The organism is Pseudomaricurvus alcaniphilus, from assembly GCF_011440395.1.
Lineage (GTDB): Bacteria > Pseudomonadota > Gammaproteobacteria > Pseudomonadales > Cellvibrionaceae > Pseudomaricurvus > Pseudomaricurvus alcaniphilus.
Genome location: NZ_JAAOIX010000009.1, coordinates 20,306 through 37,570 on the forward strand (window position 1 = coordinate 20,306; position 17,265 = coordinate 37,570).

The following is a 17,265-nucleotide window of genomic DNA, read 5'->3' on the forward strand; positions in this document are numbered from 1 at the left end:
GAAACTCATCCAGACGCTGTCCCACAACCGCTCCTAATTTGCATTGATTCTGTACTGCTGCCCTGCACCCGTTCTGGCGCTGGCAATGCAGCCTGAGCCCTAATAACGAAACGCCTGCGCGAACGTGCGCAACGTCGAGCCATCCGCGAAGGTCAAGGTCAGCGCGTATTGGTCATCCGTTGCAGACGCCGGCAACGACGTCATGGCAAAGACCATTACATGGTAGCCGTGTGGCTGAAACACCACTGATTCACCGGCGCCAACCAGCAGCTCCGGCACCGCTCGCATTTGCATCAGGCCATCGACGTGCAAATGCTGGTGGATCTCCGCCCGCTGCGCGCCCTCCACTGCCACCGCCACCAGGTTCTGGTCACGGGCGGAGCGATTGTGCAGGTCAAAATACACCACTGCCGTGGACTGCCCCGGCAGCGGCAGGCGGATGCGGGCAGACTCGACCAGCATCTCTGCCCGGGCGCCGGGCTGGCATATTAACACCAGCAGCAGCGCCAGCAACAGGCAGCTCGCTCCGCGCCGGAATCCCGCCGCACTGTTGACCATCGACTCTGTCATATTCGTTGCAACTACCTTCTCACTCTGGAATTTATTCCGGCTCTCAAGCCTGCACCCAATCTACAGCGCGCAACTTGTTAGTGCTGTGCCAGCCCACCGGGCCAGGCTCATTATCCCCTATCGCCCCAATAAAACAACGGCGAGCTGTACCGAGCTACAGTTACTGCGCCAGGCTAAATAGGTGGCAGCACCGCGATCGAGGGCGGCGCGCCGATTTTTATATCACCCCGCACCCGGTAGCCGCCGGCGGCCAGGTTCAGCTGTTTGTACAACCAGCGCCCCTCACTGTCGTTGCGCGCCACAATCAGTACACTTTCATCGCTGGCACTGATGCGCGCCGCGAGCTCCCCCAACAGTTTGAGCAAGGCCTCACTTTTGCTATTGAGGTCGGCCTCATTGAGCAAAATCCGGGTGGTGGCCTGCTGCTCTTGCTGGCTCAGTGCCCGCGCCCGCTGCAAATCATTGGTCACCTCCGCCAGCAGCGGGTTATTGGGCTTGACCGCCGCCGCCCGCGAGATCAGCAGCTGCGCCTCCTGCCAGCGACTGTGGGCAATTGCGTCGCGCGCCAGATGCACGTAACGCACCACAATATCATCAATACCCGCCCGCGCCTGCACGTTATCGGGCTGCAATTGCAACACCTGGCGAAACAGGTCGTAGGCATTCTCGTGCCGGGGCAGGGTCAAACGGTTCGCCGCCAACGCCGCCTCGGCCGCGCGCAGCAATTGCGCCACCCGGTCTTCTGTCCGCGGCGGCGGGGCCGGCACCGGTTCGATCGGCTCTGCGGGCGGCGCCACTACCACCGCTGGCGGTGGCAGCGATCGCTGCTCCACACAGGCGCTGACAATCAGCAGCATTAGTAAAGCTGCGAGCAACTTCACATTAAAACCGTTGTCCCTGTTACATCGAGGCCAATTTATCATGCAGCTGTATATGTCCGTTGTTACAATACCTGTTGTTACCTTCTCGCTGAATAAAATACCCGTTAGCGAAGTGCCAACGCAACCGTTGCCCACTGCGCCGGGACCAGCGACCGGCACAGACAGACCGGCCGCTGGCAAGCGGTCACCGGGATTGCTCTGGCTGCGCGCACCTGCAGCCGGTACTGCTTCGGCAGAGCCCGCCAGCCGAGACACTTCCAGGCCACACCAGACTCCAGGACCAGCACTGCATGCTCATTAAATTCCTTTCGCTCTGCAAGTACTATCTGCTACTGCCCCTCCTAATGGTCTGTAGCGGCAGCCTGGCGCAATTCAGCGACCTCGAGCAAAGCTCAAATGCCAGCACCGCCCTAAGCGAGCCGGCGCCACTGTCGCTGCAAACCGTAAGCTTCCTGCCGGTGGAACAGGCCTACCGGCTCAATGCCGAACTGCTGGCGCCGGACCGGCTGCTGCTCAACTGGACCATAGCCGAAGGCTACTACCTCTACCAAAAGCAGCTCAAGGTAGTGCCCACCGACTCCAGCCAGCAGCTGCCGCTGGAATTGCCGCCGGGACAGGAAAAGTACGACGACTATTTTGAAGAGTACCTGCAGGTCTACTACCGGCAGCTGCAACTGCAACTGCCACTGCCCGACCACTCCGGGACTGAAACCTACCGCCTGGCGGTGCACTCCCAGGGCTGTGCCGACGCCGGCCTCTGCTACCCGCCGCAAGTACAAATGGTCGAGGTTAGCGGGGGTGAGGCGCGGCTGGTGGCGGCAGAATCACCGCTGCCGGCCAACAACTCAGTCAACAGCAACACACTAACCGGCACCACCCCCAGTGGCAGCAGTGGCCAGTGGCTGCTGGCCGTGGCCGGCGCCCTGCTGGGCGGCCTGCTCCTCAACCTCATGCCCTGTGTCTTTCCAATCCTGTCCCTGAAAGCCCTGAGCCTGGCCAACGCCCACCACCAGCCCCATCGGCAGCACCTGCACGGCTGGGCCTACACCCTCGGCGCCATGGTCTTTTTTGTCGCCATCGCCACGGTGATGATCGTTTTGCGCCAGGCCGGCTACGCCATCGGCTGGGGCTTTCAACTGCAGTCGCCGCTGGTGGTGGCCGCGCTGGCCTATGTTTTCTTTGCCATGGGCCTGCTGTTTTCCAGCAGCTATGCCATCGGCAGCAGCCTGGGCGGCATCGGCCAGAAACTCACCCAGGGCCACAGCCTGCCCTCTTCTTTCTTTACCGGCGCACTGGCCTGCGTGGTCGCGAGCCCCTGCACCGCGCCGTTTATGGGCAGCGCCCTGGGTTACGCCGTCACCCAGCCAACGCCCACCGCCCTGAGCATATTTGCCGCACTCGGGCTGGGCATGGCACTGCCGTTCCTGCTGCTCAGCTACTACCCTTCCCTGAGCCGCATCATGCCCAAACCCGGCCAGTGGATGGAGACTTTCAAACAATTGCTGGCCTTCCCCCTGTACCTGACGGCGCTCTGGCTGCTGTGGGTGCTGGGGCGCCAGGCCGGCAGCGACGCCATTATCCTGGCCGGCGTTGGCGCGGTGGCCATCGCCTTCGCCCTGTGGTTACTGCATCGGGCCAGTGAGCGGCGCTGGCTGCGCTACGCAGCGCTGGCCGGCCTGGCAGTCGCCCTGCTGCCCCTGTCCTATATCAACAGCGTGCCCGGCGGCAGCTCTGCCAGCCTGGAGGATGACTGGCAACCCTACTCGAGCGCGCGCCTGGAGCAACTGCTGGCCAGCAACACCCCGGTTTTTGTCAACCTGACCGCGGACTGGTGCATCACCTGCCTGGCCAATGAGCGGGTGGTACTCAGTTCCGACTCAGTGAACAGCGCGTTTAGCGACAGCGGTATCGTCAAGCTGAAGGGCGACTGGACCAACTACAACCCTGAAATTACCGACCTGCTGGCTCGCTTCGACCGCAGCGGCGTACCGCTGTACCTGTTCTATTCCGCCCAGCCCGGCATGCAGCCACAGGTGCTGCCGCAAATATTGAACAAGGGCATCATCCTCGACGCCATCAGCTCGACTAAAAACGCCGCAGAAGGGCAGGTTACTGCACGCTAACCACCTGTTGTCGTATTTTTACCCGAATCAATCCGTATCACGCATGCAATGAGTAAACTTGTCAGCAACGCCCGTCGCTGCCCCGGCCGGGCTGCACCTGACATTTCCTAATAGGCAAAACTTCGCCAATATGGCGGCTAAAATCAGGTAACTTCAGAAAAACTATCGGCCAACTAGACTATTCTCCAGTTTTGCGGCACACTTCCGAACTGCTGCACCATCCATCGCCCCCGGCTCTGCGGGAGGCCAAGACAGAACTCAGGAGAGACTCAGGCCATGGCAACTATCCTGGTGTTACACGGCCCCAACCTTAACTTGCTGGGTACCCGAGAGCCCGAGATATACGGCTCCACCACCCTCAGGGATATTGATAAGCGCCTGACCGAGATGTGCCTTGAACGCGGCCATCACCTGCAGTCGCTGCAAAGCAATGCCGAATACGAACTTATCGACCGCATCCACGACGCCCGCAATGAGGGCATCAATTTTATCCTGATCAACCCCGCCGCCTTTACCCATACCAGCGTGGCACTGCGCGACGCACTCGCGGCGGTCGCCATTCCCTTTATCGAGGTGCACCTGTCCAATGTGCACAGCCGGGAAGCGTTTCGTCAGCACTCCTACTTTTCTGACTTGGCGGTCGGCGTGATCTGTGGTTTTGGCGCCCACAGCTATGAACTGGCCCTGAATGCCGCGCTAAACCGACTTGGCTGATTACTGACTACTGATTACTGATTACTGAATTAAACTTTGAACGGGAAAACCTTCTCATGGATATTAGAAAAATCAAAAAACTGATTGAGCTGCTGGAAGAATCCGATATTGGTGAACTGGAGATCAAGGAGGGCGAAGAATCGGTTCGTATCAGCCGCGGCAGCAAGTCCTTTATGCACGCCGCGCAACCCATGTACGCCGCTCCAATGGCGGCACCTGCCGCGGCACCCGCAGCAGCGCCCGCATCGGTATCTGCCGCCACAGCCAGCAGCGACGAGAGCAAAGCCGCCACCACCAGCGGCCATATTATCAAGTCTCCTATGGTGGGCACCTTTTACTCCGCCCCCAGCCCCGGCTCACCGGCGTTTGTCGCCGTTGGCCAGCACGTCAAGGCCGGCGATGTAGTGTGCATCGTTGAGGCCATGAAAATGATGAACCAGATCGAAGCTGACAAGGCCGGCGTGGTGGAAGCCATCCTGGCGGAGGATGGCCAACCAGTTGAGTTTGACCAACCTCTGATCACCATCGTCTAAACGGCGCTGCGCCACAGGGGAATTGCATGTTTGAAAAAATAGTCATCGCCAATCGCGGCGAGATCGCCTTGCGTATTTTGCGCGCCTGCAAGGAACTGGGTATAAAAACCGTCGCCGTGCACTCGCAGATCGACCGCGATTTGAAACACGTGCGGCTGGCCGACGAATCCGTTTGTATCGGCCCCAACTCTTCCACTGAAAGCTATCTCAATATTCCGCGCATCATCAGCGCCATGGAAATCACCGACTCCATGGCGGTGCACCCCGGCTACGGCTTCCTGGCCGAAAACGCCGATTTTGCCGAACAGGTGCAAAACAGCGGCTTTACCTTTATTGGCCCCAGCGCCGACGTTATCCGCCTGATGGGCGACAAGGTCTCCGCCATCGCCGCCATGAAAAAAGCCGGCGTGCCCACGGTGCCAGGTTCCGACGGCCCATTGCCTGACGACAAGGACAAGTGCCTGGGGTTTGGCCAGAGCATCGGCTACCCGGTCATCATCAAGGCTGCCGCTGGCGGTGGTGGTCGCGGTATGCGCGTGGTGCACACCGAATCCGCCCTGCTCAACTCCATTCGCGTCACCAAGGCCGAAGCCAAGGCCGCCTTCGGTGACGATACCGTCTACATGGAGAAGTTCCTGCAGAACCCGCGCCACGTGGAAGTGCAAGTGATGTCCGACGGCCAGGGCCACGCCATCCACCTGGGCGATCGCGACTGCTCCCTGCAGCGCCGCCACCAAAAGGTACTGGAAGAAGCACCGGCACCGTTTATCGATCCGGATTCACGCCGCAAAGTGCTGGAGTCCTGCGTCAAAGCCTGTATCGAGATTGGTTATCGCGGCGCCGGCACCTTCGAATTCCTGTACGAGGACGGCCACTTTTATTTTATTGAAATGAATACCCGCATCCAGGTGGAGCACCCGGTCACCGAAATGGTCACCGGCGTGGATTTGATCAAAGAGCAAATTCGTGTCTGCGCCGGCGAAAAGCTGTCCCTCAGCCAGGACGACGTGGTCATCAAGGGCCACTCGTTCGAGTGCCGGATCAACGCCGAAGACCCGAAAACCTTTATGCCCTGCCCCGGCACCGTCACCCAGTTCCACGCCCCCGGCGGCCTCGGGGTGCGAGTCGACTCGCACCTCTACAACGGCTACAAGGTACCGCCCAACTACGACTCCATGATCGCCAAGATCATCACCTACGGCGAGTGCCGGGCAACCGCGCTGGCGCGCATGCGCAGCGCCCTGGACGAACTGGTGATCGACGGTATTCGCACCAATATCCCCCTGCAGCAGGACCTGGTGCGGGACGCCGGTTTTATGAAGGGCGGGGTCAATATTCACTACCTGGAAAAGAAACTGGGCAAATAGCGCCGGCCGTGCGGCCAGCTGCACAGGGACAAGCCCTGGATACCGCAATAAAAAAACCCGCTGCAAGGCGGGTTTTTTTATTGTTCGGCTAGTGGCCGCTACTGGTTAACTATTGGCCGACTGTTAACCGCCAGCGGCGCAGCCAGCGCTAACTTTCATCGTCATCATCACCGTCGAGCAAATGCCCCAGCTTGCCCTTTTTCGTGGCCAGGTATTTGACGTTGTGGGGGTTGCGACCGCGCTCGTGGGATAACCGCTCCACCACATCCACCCCCAACTCCTGCAGGGCTTTGACCTTGCGCGGGTTGTTGGTCATCAGCTTGATCTTGCCGATGTGCAAATGCTCCAGCATGGGCTTGAGAATGGAGTAGTCGCGCAAGTCGGCACCAAAGCCCAGCGCCTCGTTGGCCTCTACCGTATCTGCACCCCGATCCTGCAAGTGGTAGGCCTTGATTTTATTGAGCAAACCGATGCCACGCCCCTCCTGGCGCAGGTAAAAAATCACCCCGCGTCCCTCCAGCGAGATGCGGTGCATGGCGGCTTGCAACTGGGCGCCACAGTCGCAGCGCAAGCTGAACAGTGCGTCACCGGTCAGGCATTCGGAGTGAATGCGCGCCAGCACCGGTTCACCGCTGTCCACCAGCCCCATGGTCAGGACCACGTGCTCTTTGTTGTTTTCACGATCCTCAAAACCGTGCATTTCAAAAATCCCCCAGGGCGTGGGAAGTTTTGAAGACTCTACGAAACTAACCGTCACAAGCTAACCTCTTTCTCGGCGCGGGAACAGCGCCCCCCGGGGTCGGCCCCGGAGGTCATAGCGCGCGCAATTAATATTGGCTCTGTAACACCAACACTCCATTCTCTCTAAACATCTCTACCCGGCTCAAATAACTATTGCCGAGCAGCACCGTGTCAGGGAAATTACTCATATTGACCAATGCTTCGACGTTATCGACCCGCACCGGCCCCACCGTAACACTGTCCAGCATAACCAGATAGCTGTCGACCAGCCCGTTCGCGGTGCTGACTTGCAGCAGGCGACCATTGCGGTAGTCAATGCCCAGGGCTTTCGCCTGGGGCAGGCTCATTGCAACGGCCGTAGCACCGGTATCGATCATCACTTCCACCGGCTTGTTATTGATGCGCGCCGGCGTCAGGTAGTGTCCACCCCGGCGCGGTTGCAAGCGCACCTCCTGCACCTCGGCCGCCCTATAGGCCGACGAAATCTTGCGCGAGACGCCCAACTGGTAGACCTCGCCGTCGATATCCACCACCGCTTCGCGGCTGTCGGCGGCAACCAGAGTTACCCCGTTGCGGCTCATGCCAACCTTCAGCATCACCACCTCGCCATCGATGTTTAAAATCGCGCGACCGGCAAACAAGCCCTTCACTTCCACCTCGGCCGCTTGCACTGGCGGCAACCAGAGCAGGGCCAGCAGCAGTAGCGTGCCTCTTACCCCAGGGGCGCCTGCCGCCATTGCCCTCGCCCCCACCGATCTCAAAGCGGCAGCACTCGCACTGCCAGCTGCAAACACAGCAGCGCCATCAGCCCCGCCAGCACATCGTCGATCATAATGCCGAAGCCACCCTCCACCTTCCGGTCACACCAGCTGATGGGCCAGGGTTTGAGGACATCAAACAGCCGAAACAGCAGGAAGCCCAGCAGCAACCAAAGCCAACCAGGCGGGGCCGCCAGCATGGTAATCCAGAAGCCGACAAATTCATCCCAGACAATGCCCGGGTGGTCGTGCACGTCGAGGTCCTGGGCCGTCTTGTGGCACAGGTACACACCCACCACAAAGCTGAGCAGAACCAGCGCCGCGTAGACCGGCAACGACAACTGAGCCAGCAACAGATACAGGGGAATCGCCGCCAGGGTACCCATCGTACCCGGCGCCTTGGGTGACAAACCGGAGCCAAAACCGAAGGCGAGAAAATGTACTGGCCGCCGCACCAGTGCCGCAAAGGAAGGATTAGTCATCGCTTGCAAAGTGCTGGAAGCCGCTCGCTCCAGGCACTACCTCCTTGTCTCCGTCCACACATACCAGCCCCATTGCCGCGGTGATCTCACCGATGGCCGTCGCCGTCATTTCGCCGCGCTGCAGCAATTGCTGCAAACGCGGCACGTTTTCTTCTGCAACCGTAAAGCACAGCTGGTAATCATCACCGCCGCTGAGCGCAAACTGCCGCACCTGTTGCGGGTCAAAATTGGCCAGCACACTGCTTGAAGCGGGCAGCTGTGACAACTGCACCCTGGCCCCCACCCCGCTCTGCTGGCATATATGACCGAGGTCGGCCAACAGGCCATCCGACACATCAATGGCGGCGTTGGCCAGCTGCCGCAGGTGCAGCCCCGCCTGTATTTGCGGTACCGGCTGGTAGTAACGGCCCAGCAAATATTCCCGCTGCGCAGGCTCACGCACCGGTGCGCCCTGCAGCAGCGCCAGGGCCGCGGCGCCATCGCCCAGCGCGCCGGTGACATAAATACGGTCACCGGCCCGGGCGCGACTGCGCAGCAAGCCGCCGCCGCGCGGCACCGCGCCGTGCACCTGGATGGTAATGGCCAGCGGTCCGCGGGTGGTGTCGCCACCCACCAGGGCAATGCCGTACTGGTCCGCCACGCGCAGCAGGCCAGTGGCAAATTCATCCAGCCAGCCCGCGTCGCTCTTGGGCAGGGTCAGCCCCAGGGTAAACCACAGCGGTTCGGCCCCGGCCGCGGCCAGGTCACTCAAATTGACGCGCAGGGCGCGCTCACCGATCAGGGCCGGGGAGGCGTCCGCCGGGAAGTGCACGCCGGCCACCAGGGTATCCATGGACACGGCCAGCTGCGAGTCAACCGGCAGCTGCAACAGCGCGCAGTCATCGCCGATCCCGGCAATCACCGAGTCCGGCAGTGCCGACCGCTGCCTGAAACAGCGTTCAATCAGCTCGAATTCACCCAGCGCCATCGACTCTTTCACCCCTCGGCAGCACCCGTCCGTCAAACGGACTTAAGCGCCGCCTGTACTTCCACGGCGCGAAAACGTGCCGCCACCTTGTCGAGCACACCGTTGACAAATTTGTGGCTGTCAGTAGCGCCAAATTTTTTCGCCAGCGATACCGCTTCGTTGATGACCACCTTGTAGGGCACATCGATTCGGCTCATCAGCTCGTAGGTGGCCATCCGCAGCAGCGCCTGGGTCACCGGGTCCAGCTCATCGCCCGCCCGATCCTCGAGATACTCCACAAAGCCGGCCTCAACCTCGGTCAATTTGGCCGGCACTGAGTGCAGCAACTCGCGAAAATAGAGGGTATCGACCTTGCTCATGTCGTTGTCGGTAAAGAACTCGGCCTCGATGACGTTCAGGGCCGCCCCGGTCATACGCCATTGATAGAGCGCCTGCATGGCATAGTGTCGCGCCTTGCGGCGAGTGGCGGGAGAAGCTGTCATGGCGTTTATAATCTCAGTCTGTTGATATCGAGGCGCGTCGGTTGCCCGACCGGGCCGGGTAAAGTCTCACACCTTGCCAAGCAGGGACACCATCTCCAACGCAGTGACAGCCGCTTCTTCACCCTTGTTACCGGCCTTGGTACCGGAGCGCTCGATGGCTTGCTCGATGGAGTCCACGGTCAGGACGCCAAACGTGACAATGGTATCTGCACTCAGGGACACTTGCGCCAGGCCCTTGGTACACTCGCCGGCCACGTATTCGAAGTGCGGCGTGCCGCCGCGAATCACCGCGCCCAGTGCAATAATGGCATCAAACTCACCTTTGGCGGCGAGGCGCTTGGCCAGCAGCGGAAACTCAAACGCCCCCGGGGCATAGTAAATGGTTATCTGGTCGTCGCCGATACCGTGGCGGCGCAGGGTATCCAGCGCGCCTTCCTTCAGGCTTTCCACCACAAAGCTGTTCCAACGGCTGACGATCAGCGCGTACTTGCCCTGGCAACCGGTAAAGTCACCTTCGACTACTTTAATCTGGCTCATGAACTCTTCTCTTTTTACTGTGCTTGGTAATCAGTGCTCGCCCCTAAACTAGGCGCGATTGGAAATGTACTCCACCACTTCCAGCTCGAAACCGGAAATGGCGTTAAAGCGGAACGGCGCGCTCATCAGGCGCATTTTGCCGACACCCAAATCCTTCAAAATCTGTGAACCCGTACCCACCTGCTTGTACACCAGGTCCTGGCTGGGCCGCTCCTGCTTGCCCGACAACATCCAGTCGATGCTGTCTTCAACGTCAGTGGGAGACTCTGTGTGACAGATCATCACAATCACCCCGCGGCCCTCGTCCGCCACCATCTGCAGGGCCCGATCCAGGGTCCAGGGGGCGAACTCTTCATCCAAATCGCGGCGCACGCGCAGTACATCCCGCGCCATACTGCCCACATGCACCCGCACCAGCGGCGGCTCACCATTGCGCACATCCCCCATAATCAGGGCAAAATGCTTTTCCTGGCGAGGCTTGTCCAGGTAGGTAAGCAGGGTGAATTCACCGTACTGGGTCTTGATTTTCCGGTCCTGGATGCAGCTAACGGTTTTTTCATTCACCGAGCGATAGTGAATCAAATCGGCGATAGTGCCGATTTTCAAATCGTGCAGCTTGGCAAATTCTTCCAGGTCCGGGCGCCGCGCCATGGTGCCGTCGCTGTTCATAATCTCGACGATCACCGCGGCGGGCTCGAACCCCGCCAGGCGCGCCAGGTCACAGCCCGCTTCGGTGTGGCCAGCGCGGCTGAGCACGCCGCCGGGCTCAGCCATCAGCGGAAATATGTGACCGGGCTGGACGATATCGCTCGGCTTGGCGTCGCGGGCCACCGCGGCGCGCACGGTGCGGGCCCGGTCCGCCGCGGAAATACCGGTGGTGACACCCTCGGCCGCTTCGATGGAGACGGTGAAGTTGGTCGAGTGCTGCGCCATGTTGTCATTTACCATCAACGGCAGGTCGAGCTTTTTGCAGCGGTCTGGCGACAGGGTCAAACAGATCAGGCCGCGCGCGTGGGTGGCCATAAAATTGATGTCCTCAGGCCGAACCTGCTCCGCTGCCATCACCAGGTCGCCTTCATTTTCGCGATCCTCGTCGTCCATCAGGATGACCATCTTGCCCTGGCGAATATCGTCGATCAGTTCTTTTACGCTGTTCAGTTTCATAGTGTACCTTGCTTGTTGGGCGCGGCCTCCAGGGGCTGCTGTAATTCCTAATGGCTCGGGCTAGCCCCGATAAAAACCGTGCTCGGCGAGAAACGCCAAATCAATACCGCCTTTACTCTCTGCGCTGGCGGCCTTGTCGCCGAGCAGCAGTCGCTCCAGGTAGCGAGCGATAACATCCACCTCCAGGTTGACCCGGGTGCCCGCACGGTAGCCACCAATTATAGTCTTTTCAATGGTGTGGGGGACGATGTTCAACTCGAACTCATTGCCCTCCACCGCATTGACGGTAAGACTGGTGCCGTCCACGGTGATGGAGCCCTTGTGGGCGATGTACTTTGCCAGTTCCGCCGGCGCCCGCAGGCGAAAGCGCTCGGAGCGCGCGTCAGCGCTGCGACTGATTATCTCGCCAATACCGTCCACATGGCCGCTGACCAGGTGCCCGCCCAGGCGGGTGGTCGGGGTCAGGGCCTTCTCCAGGTTGACCCGCGAGCCCGGCTTGAGCTGGCGCAAGGTGGAGTAATTCAATGTTTCTACCGACACATCGGCGCGATAGCCATCTCCCGGCAACTCCACCACGGTCAGGCAGACGCCGTTGGTGGCGATGGAGTCACCCAGCTGCACATCACCCAGGTCGAGGCCGTGGGTCTTGATGCGCAGGCTCAGGTCACCGCCGCGGGATTCGCTGGCGACCACTTCCCCGATGGCCTCGATTATTCCTGTAAACATACTTCTACCAACCTCGTTTGGCTAAGGCATACCGGCATTTGAGGCTCGGCATTCTAGCTGATATGGCGACCGCGTCGACTGCTGTCCGGACTAAGCTCTTTTACCCGAGTTCTCGATTGGCCCAAGCCCTCGTTCGCGCTTGCCACTCAGGCTTCCGGGTCTGGCCGCGCGGTAATGCGCCAGTCGGCGCCCACCGCCCGAATATCCTGGATGGTCAGGGGCAGGCGCGCCGCCATCGACTGCAGCGGCAACTCGAACAGCGGCCGCGCCTCACTGCCCATTAATTTCGGCGCCATATAAATGACCAGTTCATCCAGCAGGCCGCGGCGCAGGAACGCCCCGGCCAACTGCGCACCCGCTTCCACCATCACTTCGTTGCACTGGCGTCGCCCCAATTCCTTGACCAGGGCACTCAGGTCGACCCGTTGGTCCCGCCCCGGCAGGCTGACTTGCTCCACTCCGGCTTCAGTCAAGGCCTCGTCTGGCGTGACGCCGCAGGACACCACCAACAATCCAGCCGGCGATTGTACCACTTTCGCACCAAATGGCAGCCTTTGGCTGGAGTCCAGCACCACGCGCAGCGGTTGCACTGCCGTGGCCAGCGCCACCTCGGTCACATTCAACTCATCGGCGCGCACGCTCAAAGCCGAATCGTCGTGCAGGATGGAACCGATACCGGTGACAATGGCGCAGCTGCGCGCGCGCAGGCGCTGCACGTCGGACCTGGCCGCCGGCCCGGTCACCCACTTGCTCTCGCCACTGGCCATCGCGGTGCGACCGTCCAGGCTCATGGCCATTTTACAGCGCACCCAGGGCAAACCGGTCTGCATACGCTTGATAAAGCCGGGGTTCAGATCCCGCGCCTCCTGCTCCAGCACCGGCCCCACCACTTCCACGCCCGCTTCATGCAGCTGCTGCAGGCCGCGCCCGGCCACCTGCGGATTGGGGTCTTCCATGCCGAACACCACACGCTTGATGCCGGCGCGCAGCAGCGCCTCACTGCAGGGGCCAGTCTTGCCGGTGTGGCTGCACGGCTCCAGCGAGACGTAGGCGGTGGCACCGCGGGCTCGCTCACCCGCCTGCGCCAGGGCATTGACTTCGGCGTGCCCCTCGCCAGCGCGCCGGTGCCAGCCCTCCGCCAGGATTTCGCCATCTTTGACCAGCACACAACCCACCCGCGGGTTGGGCATGGTGCTGTACAAGCCCAGCCGGGCCAACTGTATGGCCCGGGCCATCAGGGCCCGGTCGTTGGAGTCGTAATCAAAAACGTACATTGGGAGGGGGTACCAGCCAGAGTGAAAAACGAAGCGAGCTAGCGATCCGGCTGGTTTTCCAGCCGATCAATTTCCGCGCGAAATTCGGTCAGGTCCTTGAAGCGCCGATACACCGAGGCAAAGCGCACATAGGCGACTTCATCCAGCGCGCGCAGCTGCTCCATCACCTTTTCACCGATCAACAGCGCCGGCACTTCCCGCTCGCCGGTCGCCTGCAGGGAATGCTTGATGTGATTCACCGAGGACTCGATATCCTCCACGCTCACCGGCCGCTTTTCCAGCGCCCGCAAGATGCCGGCCCGCAGCTTGGCCTCATCAAATGGCTCACGGGTGCCATTTTGCTTGATGACCTTGGGCAGCAGCAGTTCGGCGGTTTCGTAGGTGGTGAATCGCTCGTGACAGGACAGGCACTCGCGCCGGCGGCGCACCTGATCGCCGCCCGCAACCAGGCGCGAATCTATGACTTTGGTATCATCAGCACTGCAAAAAGGACAATGCATAACGCGGTTCTCAGGGCAAAATTTGGCGCGAATGGTACCACAACCGCCTATAGATTGCGTCAGTTGGTGCTGTCACTCATAATCCCCTGACACGCCTGCCGGGGACAGGCCTGAAACTTGACCCGGCCAATCCCCCAGCTGGACACCAACGGAACCCATGGACTTTATTTGGATCTTGTTCGCATTTACCTGTGGCCTCGGTGTAAAAGCCTTCGCCATGCCACCGTTAATCGGTTACCTGATGGCCGGTTTTGCCCTCAATTACCTGGGCGTTGAGCCCACCGACAGCCTGCAATCCCTGGCCGACGTCGGCATCACTTTAATGCTGTTTACCATCGGCCTGAAGCTGGACCCGCGCAGCCTGCTGCAAACCGAGGTCTGGGCCAGCACCATCGGCCATATCGGCACCTGGGTAACCATTTCCGTGCTTTTCATGGTGGTGCTAGCGGCTATCGCCGGGCTCGCCGTGTTCTCCAGCCTCGATCTGGCTACCCTCAGCCTGCTGGCCTTTGCCTGCTGCTTCTCCAGCACCGTGTGCGTGATCAAGTTGCTGGAAGAAAGTGGCGAGCTGAAAACCCGCCACGGTCGCCTGGCCGTCGCCATCCTGGTAATGCAGGATATCGTGGCGGTTGGCTTTTTGGTCATCGCCACCAACAAGACCCCCTCGCTCTGGGCCATTGCCCTGCTGTTGCTAATACCGGCCCGCCCCCTGCTGCACAAATTACTGCTTAAAGCCGGCCACGGTGAGCTGCTGCCATTGACCGGGTTTTTCCTCGCCCTCGGCGGCTATGAACTCTTTAGCCTGGTCAATATCAAGGGCGATTTGGGCGCCCTTATCATTGGCCTGCTGTTGAGCCAGTACAGCAAATCGGCGGAGCTCTCCAAGGCCCTAATGAGCTTCAAGGACCTGTTCCTGATCGGCTTTTTCCTCTCGGTGGGATTTACCGCCCTGCCCGACTGGTCGACCCTCTGGACCGCCCTGCTGCTTGCCACCCTGCTGCCGCTGAAATTCTTTCTCTTCTTCCTTATCCTGGTCGCTCTCAAACTGCGCGCCCGCAGCGCCTTCCTGACCTCGCTGGCACTGAGCAATTTCAGTGAGTTTGGGCTGATTGTAGCCGCCACCAGCGCCGCCAGCGGCTGGCTGTCGCAGGAGTGGATCGCAACTCTTGCAGTAGCGGTATCCATCTCCTTCGTCGCCACCACCCTGCTCTACCAGGTGGCGCACAGCATTTACGGCAACCACAAAGCGCTGTTCAAGCGCTTTGAACGCTCGAAGCGCTTACCCCAGGACATCTACTTCCGCCCCAGCCACGCCGAGGTACTGATCATCGGTATGGGCCGGGTCGGCCGCGGCACCTACGACAGTCTCAAACACACGCTGGGAGATCGGGTCTGGGGCATGGATGCCGACCGGGAGCGTATTTCCCAGCACAAGAAGCGCCGCCGCCAGGTGTTTATCGGTGACGGTGAGGATGCGGATTTTTGGGAGTATTTCGACACGTCGTCGATCAAGATGATTTTACTGGCGCTGCCTACCATCGAGGATGCACTGCACACCACCGAGCAGATTCGCAAAGTGAACTACAACGGGCTGATCGCCGCGGTGGCCCGCTACGATGATGACCGTGAGCGCCTGCTGGAGGGGGGTGTCGACAAGGTGTTCAACTTCTTTACCGAGGCCGGCACCGGTTTCGCCGAGGAGAGCCTGGGCGCAATTGGTGTCAAGCGGCAGGAGATGGAAGCCGCCGCCGCGCCCGCCAGTGCTAGCGCCTGAGTGAAGTGAATTGCAGTGCTGCGGGTTTAGGCCCCGGGCAGTTGGTTTTAACAGATAAGTTTTCTCGCGGCGGCCCGGTGGGTGCGCCTTTATCGAACTTCGGCGCTTGGGATGGGGAAAGATCGCAAAATCTGCTCTTGACGAGATGTAGTCGGGGCCGGGGGAGCCGGTTGCGGATCAATCAGGCCGTGCTTATTCCCTCGGGACCGACGGGCTACTGGCAAAATCCACCCTCAATAAACAGGCACAAAAAAACCGGGCATAGCGCCCGGTTTTTTTACGTCACTATCGAGCCAGACTCAGTCGGCGTAGACCGGGAAGCGCTTGCACAGGGCCAGCACCTTGTCTTTGACTTCGGCGATAACCTGCTCGGAGTTGCCGTTTTCGAGGCTGGCCAGCACATCGCACATCCAGTGGGTCAGCTCGACGGTTTCGTCGACGCCAAAGCCACGGGTGGTAATGGCCGGCGTACCGACCCGCAGGCCGGAAGTGATAAACGGCGAGCGCGGGTCGTTGGGCACGGCATTCTTGTTGACGGTGATATTGGCTTCACCCAGGGCCGCGTCCGCGTCCTTACCGGTGTACTCCTTGCCAATCAGGTCCACCAGCATCAGGTGATTCTCGGTGCCACCGGAGACGATCTTGATGCCGCGCTCGATAAAGGTGGCGGCCATGGCCTTGGCGTTGGTGACGACCTGCTGCTGATAGGTTTTGTACTCTTCTGACATCGCTTCCTTGAAGGATACCGCCTTGGCGGCAATCACGTGCATCAAGGGGCCGCCCTGGCCGCCGGGGAATACCGCGGAGTTGAGCTTCTTCTCGATCTCAGGGTTGGCCTTGGCGAGGATGATACCGCCGCGGGGGCCACGCAGGGTCTTGTGAGTGGTGGAGGTGACCACGTCGGCGATCTGTACCGGGCTCGGGTAGACACCGGCGGCGACCAGGCCAGCCACGTGAGCCATATCCACAAACAGGTAGGCGCCGGCCTTGTCGGAGATTTCGCGGAAGCGATTCCAGTCCATGACCTGGGAGTAGGCCGAGAAGCCGGCAATGATCATCTTCGGCTTGTGCTCCAGCGCCAGGCGCTCAACTTCGTCGTAATCCACTTCGCCGGTTTCCGGGTTCAGCCCGTACTGCACCGCGTTATAGGTTTTACCGGAAAAGTTGACCTTGGCACCGTGGGTCAGGTGACCGCCGTGGGCCAGGCTCATGCCCAGTACGGTGTCGCCGGGGGCACACAGGGCCTGGAAGACAGCGGCGTTGGCCTGGGAGCCGGAGTGCGGCTGGACGTTGGCGTAGTCGGCACCAAACAGCTGCTTGGCGCGCTCGATGGCCAGGTGCTCGGCTTTGTCCACGTATTCACAGCCACCGTAGTAGCGCTTGCCGGGATAGCCTTCGGCGTACTTGTTGGTGAGCTTGGTGCCCTGGGCCGCCATCACCATGGGGCTGGTGTAGTTCTCCGAGGCGATCAATTCAATATGCTCTTCCTGACGGCGCCCTTCATCCTGAATTGCGGCCCAGATTTCCGGGTCAAAAGCTGCGATAGTCTGTGATTTGTCAAACATGGCGTCACCTGCGCGTAACCGAGTCAAATTGAGGGCGCGAATTGTACACTATTGCAGCGATTCGTCACACGCCCAAGGGAGGATTTATCCGGGAATCTGCCGCGATT

Annotated in this window: 18 protein-coding genes; 5 read left to right on the forward strand and 13 right to left on the reverse strand. The window is 60.6% G+C overall.

What is annotated here, in order from left to right; genetic code table 11:
- Positions 1 to 99 precede the first annotated feature (99 nt).
- Both G8764_RS16465 and G8764_RS16470 read right to left on the reverse strand, forming a co-directional pair.
- Positions 100 to 570, reverse strand: a complete 471-nt coding sequence (locus tag G8764_RS16465) for a copper chaperone PCu(A)C (RefSeq protein ID WP_166165775.1) — start codon at positions 568 to 570, stop codon at positions 100 to 102.
- Positions 571 to 743: 173 nt separating this feature from the next.
- Positions 744 to 1,451, reverse strand: a complete 708-nt coding sequence (locus tag G8764_RS16470; protein WP_166165776.1) for an N-acetylglucosaminyltransferase — start codon at positions 1,449 to 1,451, stop codon at positions 744 to 746.
- A gap of 290 nt (positions 1,452 to 1,741) precedes the next feature.
- Here G8764_RS16470 and G8764_RS16475 point away from each other — a divergent pair, with 290 nt between their 5' ends.
- From G8764_RS16475 to accC, 4 genes are all read left to right on the forward strand, one after another.
- Complete coding sequence (locus tag G8764_RS16475) at positions 1,742 to 3,574, forward strand: protein-disulfide reductase DsbD family protein (protein ID WP_166165777.1); 1,833 nt, start codon at positions 1,742 to 1,744, stop codon at positions 3,572 to 3,574.
- A 276-nt stretch (positions 3,575 to 3,850) separates the two neighbouring features.
- Positions 3,851 to 4,288, forward strand: a complete 438-nt coding sequence (aroQ, locus tag G8764_RS16480; protein WP_166165778.1) for a type II 3-dehydroquinate dehydratase — start codon at positions 3,851 to 3,853, stop codon at positions 4,286 to 4,288.
- A 56-nt stretch (positions 4,289 to 4,344) separates the two neighbouring features.
- A complete protein-coding gene (gene accB / locus G8764_RS16485) occupies positions 4,345 to 4,821 on the forward strand; it encodes an acetyl-CoA carboxylase biotin carboxyl carrier protein (RefSeq protein WP_166165779.1) in 477 nt (158 codons plus the stop codon).
- 26 nt (positions 4,822 to 4,847) lie between these two features.
- Positions 4,848 to 6,188: an acetyl-CoA carboxylase biotin carboxylase subunit gene (gene accC / locus G8764_RS16490; protein WP_166165780.1), complete on the forward strand. Its 1,341-nt coding sequence runs from the start codon at positions 4,848 to 4,850 to the stop codon at positions 6,186 to 6,188.
- A gap of 148 nt (positions 6,189 to 6,336) precedes the next feature.
- On the opposite strand, the gene ribA is transcribed toward accC, so the two are convergent.
- From ribA to nrdR, 10 genes are all read right to left on the reverse strand, one after another.
- Positions 6,337 to 6,945, reverse strand: a complete 609-nt coding sequence (gene ribA / locus G8764_RS16495; protein ID WP_166165781.1) for a GTP cyclohydrolase II — start codon at positions 6,943 to 6,945, stop codon at positions 6,337 to 6,339.
- 70 nt (positions 6,946 to 7,015) lie between these two features.
- On the reverse strand, positions 7,016 to 7,666 hold the full coding sequence (locus G8764_RS16500) for a retropepsin-like aspartic protease family protein (protein ID WP_166165782.1): 651 nt from the start codon (positions 7,664 to 7,666) through the stop codon (positions 7,016 to 7,018).
- Positions 7,667 to 7,686: 20 nt separating this feature from the next.
- Complete coding sequence (locus G8764_RS16505) at positions 7,687 to 8,169, reverse strand: phosphatidylglycerophosphatase A family protein (protein ID WP_166165783.1); 483 nt, start codon at positions 8,167 to 8,169, stop codon at positions 7,687 to 7,689.
- The gene (thiL, locus tag G8764_RS16510) at positions 8,162 to 9,136 is read right to left on the reverse strand and encodes a thiamine-phosphate kinase (protein ID WP_166166037.1); all 975 of its coding nucleotides are present in this window, start codon (positions 9,134 to 9,136) and stop codon (positions 8,162 to 8,164) included. The genes G8764_RS16505 and thiL overlap by 8 nt, the downstream gene beginning before the upstream one ends.
- Before the next feature lie 32 nt (positions 9,137 to 9,168).
- A complete protein-coding gene (nusB, locus tag G8764_RS16515; RefSeq protein WP_166165784.1) occupies positions 9,169 to 9,618 on the reverse strand; it encodes a transcription antitermination factor NusB in 450 nt (149 codons plus the stop codon).
- A gap of 66 nt (positions 9,619 to 9,684) precedes the next feature.
- A complete protein-coding gene (gene ribH, locus G8764_RS16520) occupies positions 9,685 to 10,155 on the reverse strand; it encodes a 6,7-dimethyl-8-ribityllumazine synthase (protein WP_166165785.1) in 471 nt (156 codons plus the stop codon).
- Between the two features lie 48 nt (positions 10,156 to 10,203).
- Entirely contained in the window at positions 10,204 to 11,319 is a 1,116-nt protein-coding gene (gene ribBA / locus G8764_RS16525) for a bifunctional 3,4-dihydroxy-2-butanone-4-phosphate synthase/GTP cyclohydrolase II (protein WP_166165786.1), read from the reverse strand.
- 60 nt (positions 11,320 to 11,379) lie between these two features.
- A complete protein-coding gene (locus G8764_RS16530; protein ID WP_166165787.1) occupies positions 11,380 to 12,045 on the reverse strand; it encodes a riboflavin synthase in 666 nt (221 codons plus the stop codon).
- A 146-nt stretch (positions 12,046 to 12,191) separates the two neighbouring features.
- Positions 12,192 to 13,319 carry a bifunctional diaminohydroxyphosphoribosylaminopyrimidine deaminase/5-amino-6-(5-phosphoribosylamino)uracil reductase RibD gene (ribD, locus tag G8764_RS16535; RefSeq protein ID WP_243748856.1) on the reverse strand — a complete coding sequence of 376 codons (1,128 nt, stop codon included), beginning with the start codon at positions 13,317 to 13,319 and terminating at the stop codon, positions 12,192 to 12,194.
- 38 nt (positions 13,320 to 13,357) lie between these two features.
- A complete protein-coding gene (gene nrdR, locus G8764_RS16540; protein ID WP_166165788.1) occupies positions 13,358 to 13,819 on the reverse strand; it encodes a transcriptional regulator NrdR in 462 nt (153 codons plus the stop codon).
- 157 nt (positions 13,820 to 13,976) lie between these two features.
- Here nrdR and G8764_RS16545 point away from each other — a divergent pair, with 157 nt between their 5' ends.
- Complete coding sequence (locus tag G8764_RS16545; RefSeq protein ID WP_166165789.1) at positions 13,977 to 15,593, forward strand: cation:proton antiporter family protein; 1,617 nt, start codon at positions 13,977 to 13,979, stop codon at positions 15,591 to 15,593.
- Between the two features lie 299 nt (positions 15,594 to 15,892).
- On the opposite strand, the gene glyA is transcribed toward G8764_RS16545, so the two are convergent.
- Entirely contained in the window at positions 15,893 to 17,158 is a 1,266-nt protein-coding gene (gene glyA / locus G8764_RS16550; protein WP_166165790.1) for a serine hydroxymethyltransferase, read from the reverse strand.
- Between the last annotated feature and the right edge of the window lie 107 nt (positions 17,159 to 17,265).

Bases quoted from the DNA above. Each gene is read 5' to 3' on its own strand.
- G8764_RS16545 (WP_166165789.1), top strand. From the start codon at position 13,977: ATGGACTTTATTTGGATCTTGTTCGCATTTACCTGTGGCCTCGGTGTA.
- glyA (WP_166165790.1), bottom strand. From the start codon at position 17,158: ATGTTTGACAAATCACAGACTATCGCAGCTTTTGACCCGGAAATCTGG.
- G8764_RS16500 (WP_166165782.1), bottom strand. From the start codon at position 7,666: ATGGCGGCAGGCGCCCCTGGGGTAAGAGGCACGCTACTGCTGCTGGCC.
- accB (WP_166165779.1), top strand. From the start codon at position 4,345: ATGGATATTAGAAAAATCAAAAAACTGATTGAGCTGCTGGAAGAATCC.
- G8764_RS16465 (WP_166165775.1), bottom strand. From the start codon at position 570: ATGACAGAGTCGATGGTCAACAGTGCGGCGGGATTCCGGCGCGGAGCG.
- ribBA (WP_166165786.1), bottom strand. From the start codon at position 11,319: ATGAAACTGAACAGCGTAAAAGAACTGATCGACGATATTCGCCAGGGC.
- accC (WP_166165780.1), top strand. From the start codon at position 4,848: ATGTTTGAAAAAATAGTCATCGCCAATCGCGGCGAGATCGCCTTGCGT.
- G8764_RS16475 (WP_166165777.1), top strand. From the start codon at position 1,742: ATGCTCATTAAATTCCTTTCGCTCTGCAAGTACTATCTGCTACTGCCC.
- nrdR (WP_166165788.1), bottom strand. From the start codon at position 13,819: ATGCATTGTCCTTTTTGCAGTGCTGATGATACCAAAGTCATAGATTCG.
- G8764_RS16530 (WP_166165787.1), bottom strand. From the start codon at position 12,045: ATGTTTACAGGAATAATCGAGGCCATCGGGGAAGTGGTCGCCAGCGAA.
- G8764_RS16505 (WP_166165783.1), bottom strand. From the start codon at position 8,169: ATGACTAATCCTTCCTTTGCGGCACTGGTGCGGCGGCCAGTACATTTT.
- nusB (WP_166165784.1), bottom strand. From the start codon at position 9,618: ATGACAGCTTCTCCCGCCACTCGCCGCAAGGCGCGACACTATGCCATG.
- ribD (WP_243748856.1), bottom strand. From the start codon at position 13,319: ATGTACGTTTTTGATTACGACTCCAACGACCGGGCCCTGATGGCCCGG.
- ribH (WP_166165785.1), bottom strand. From the start codon at position 10,155: ATGAGCCAGATTAAAGTAGTCGAAGGTGACTTTACCGGTTGCCAGGGC.
- thiL (WP_166166037.1), bottom strand. From the start codon at position 9,136: ATGGCGCTGGGTGAATTCGAGCTGATTGAACGCTGTTTCAGGCAGCGG.
- aroQ (WP_166165778.1), top strand. From the start codon at position 3,851: ATGGCAACTATCCTGGTGTTACACGGCCCCAACCTTAACTTGCTGGGT.